Here is a 2,953-nt window from a genome sequence, read left to right as displayed (position 1 = left end):
GTGAAACCCGGGGCGCCGCCCGTGACGGTCGCAGTGCCGCCGGCCACCATCGCGCCCCCGCCGCCGGAGACGCCGCCGAGCGGGCCGAACCCGCCTCCGCCGCTCGCCAGGCCGCCCGAGACCGCACCGCCCGAAGCCTCCTCGGCAGGCGTCGACTCGGCCGGGGCCTCGGCGTTCACCGTCCCGTCGCCGCCCGGCGGGACCGGGGTCGGGTCCTGTGTCGCCTGCGGGTTGACCGGCGGGGCGGGCTGCTCCATCGACGGCGACTCCAAGTCCATATAGGAGGAATCTGCGCTGTCGGGGTACGGCCGGTCCTCGCCCGGGGTCTGCATCGCCGCGAGCTGCTCGCTCTGGCCGCCGAGCTTCTCCCCGATCGACTCGTCGATCGCGGCCTGCCGCTCCGCATACTCGGCCAACTCAGTCGAAATCCGCGAAGCGAACGTCGTCTTCGCCTCCTCGCCGGCCTGAGCCCGCACGTCGGCGACTACCGCGTCCACCGCCGCCGTCCCCGCGCGCTCCTCGATGAACGACCGCACCTCCGCCGCGATCGCCGGGTCCGCCCCGCCGAGTTCGAGCGCCGCCTCGGCCTCCTCGCAACCCATCTGGATGCAGTCCCCGTGCCACCACGCCGGCCGCACGTGGATCGCGACCAGGCTCGTCCACTCCCCGTCCGCGCCGACCAGCGGTGCGGGATAAGGGATCTCGCCGGAGTCCCCGCCCTGGAGCGTGTAGATCGCCTCCTCGCGGTGCTTGAGCTCCGCGGCCGCGTCCTCGATGTCGTCGAGGACGCCCTGCACGAGGGCCTTCGCCTGGTCGGCCTGCTCGCCGAACGCGTCGAAGTCCGTTCCCGCCCAACCGTTCGCCAGTTCCGCGAGCCGCGCCTTCAGCAGCCCCGGCCAGTCGGCCAGCGCCGCCGCGACCTCCTCGGTCCAGCCGGTCCGCAACCGCTGCAATGAGAACGAGTCCGGCTCCAGCGGCCGCACCGCCGCGACCGCCGACCGGAAGTCGTCCTCGGTCGGGTAGGACATCCCCTCGCAGCGCGGCTTGAACCGCCCCAGCTGCCCCTCGACCGGGACGGCCGAGACGAGCTGCTCCCAGTCGGCCTCCGCCGGATGCGCCACCGGGTGCGGGCAGGCCCCCGACGAGCACCCGGCCCGCTCGCCGCCCGAAGAAGTCGTGTCGCCGAAGGCGATCTCCGAGCTCGCGGCCGGCTCGGTGTAAACCGCTGTGTCGTAAGCGGTCTCGTCGTAGGCCGTCGTCTCGTAGGCCGCCGCGTCGTCGTACACGAGCGCCGTGCCGCCGCCCGCGTCGACCGAATCGGCGCCGAGCACGGTCACGTACTCCGAGCCCGCGTTCCCGCTGGGGGCCGAGCCCTCGATCAACCCGCCGTCCGTCATGCCGGTGCACCTCCCTGGTCCTTGGCGTGCGTCCCAATGGAAGACCGGAGCGTCATGGAAACGTCACGACTTCGCACCGCCCGGTTCGGGACCGGACCGTGACGGCGGCGGGCACAGTGCAGTGGAGGCCGCCGGGCGAGTCCGCCCCCGGCGCGGCCGCGAGGAGGACCAGTGAACGTGTACATGGAAGTCGAGAAGGTCCGCGGCGGCGGCGCGGACCTCAAGACCATCGCCCCCGGAGCGCGCAAGGCCTCCGACCGGGTCGAGGCCCCCGCCGAGACCGCCGCCACGGGGAACGCCGGGTTCCTCACCGGGGACGCCGGCGTGCGCTGGCGGACCGCACTCGGCGAGGTCACCGCGAGCGTCGAGCGCCGCGTCTCCTGGCAGGGCGAGCAGGTCGCCGGCAGCGCCGACGACATGGAGGGCACCGACGGCGGCGTCGGCGCCGACTTCCGCCGGATCGAGAACCGCACGCCCGTCAAGCGGCCGAGCTAGGAGGACCCGATGCCCACGTACGAGGAGGCGCTGGCCGCGAACCCGGCCGCGTTCGTCGACTACGCCGCCGAGATGTCCGCGGCCGGAACGGATCTGACCGAGCACCGCGCCGAGTACGACGCGACGGTCGTCGAGATCAACGCCGGCTGGGAGGACACGGCCAACACCGCGTTCAACGCCGACGCGGTGGTCGTCGACGACCACGTCGAGGAGGTCGTCTCGCAGGTCGGCGACGCCGCCGAGCTGCTCAACGCGGGCGGCACCGCGATGGAGTCCATGGTGGAGCAGCTGAAGGCGACCGATGCGTCGTACCGCGGCGCCGGGTTCAACGTGCAGCCCGCGCCGAAGGTCGAGCTCGGCGCCGTCCACTGGGCCGCGATCGCCGCCGCCGGGCCTTTTGGCCCCATGCTCCAGGCGCTGTTCCAGGCGCGTGCCGATGAAGGCACCGTGCAGCTCCAGCTCGGCCTCGCGGTGCTCACCGCGACCGACGCGGCTACCGGCGCCGGCCTCACGGGCGCCGCCGAGCAGCTCGAACCGCTGCCGGACAAGGCGAGTTCGCTGGAGAAGACCGACCGCCGGACCGACATCACCGCCGACGAGGACGACCAGGACACCACTGGGATGGACACCGGCGGCAAGGACACCACTGGCAAAGACGACGAGGACCGCAAGGACGACAAAGACGACAAGGACTCCGAGAAGGACGAGGACGACAAGGACAAGGAATCCGAGGACGCCGACAAGGAGAAGGACCCCGAGGGCCCGAAGGCCGAGGACGACCAGGATCAGCAACTGGACCCGCAGCAGGACCCCGACCAGCCCGGCGAGGTCGACCCCGGGCAGCCCGAGGTCCCCGACTACGAGTCCCCTGACCCCGTCGACTACGACGCGCCCGAGATCCCCGGGTACGAGAGCGACTGGGACCCTGCCGAACTCGGTGAGGGAGCCGAGCTCCCCTCGGGCGGTCTCGCCGGAGGCGGAGGACTCGGAAGCGGAGGAGGCGGCGGTCTCGGCTCGGCCGATCTCGGTGCTTCCAGCGGGAATCCCGTTGGGCCCCAGGC

At 72.8% G+C, this 2,953-nt stretch carries 1 protein-coding gene and 2 pseudogenes; 2 read left to right on the top strand and 1 reads right to left on the bottom strand.

The window, feature by feature from the left end:
• Positions 1-1,397, bottom strand: a pseudogene (locus DI269_RS01060) (hypothetical protein); the annotation flags it as partial.
• Positions 1,398-1,568: 171 nt separating this feature from the next.
• Here DI269_RS01060 and DI269_RS01055 point away from each other — a divergent pair.
• Both DI269_RS01055 and DI269_RS01050 read left to right on the top strand, forming a co-directional pair.
• Entirely contained in the window at positions 1,569-1,892 is a 324-nt protein-coding gene (locus DI269_RS01055; protein WP_112133304.1) for a hypothetical protein, read from the top strand.
• Positions 1,893-1,901: 9 nt separating this feature from the next.
• A pseudogene (locus DI269_RS01050) lies at positions 1,902-2,953 on the top strand (hypothetical protein); the annotation flags it as partial.

Source organism: Glycomyces dulcitolivorans (assembly GCF_003265355.1).
GTDB classification, from domain to species: domain Bacteria; phylum Actinomycetota; class Actinomycetes; order Mycobacteriales; family Micromonosporaceae; genus Glycomyces; species Glycomyces dulcitolivorans.
This window is presented reverse-complemented; position numbering and strand designations above follow the sequence as displayed.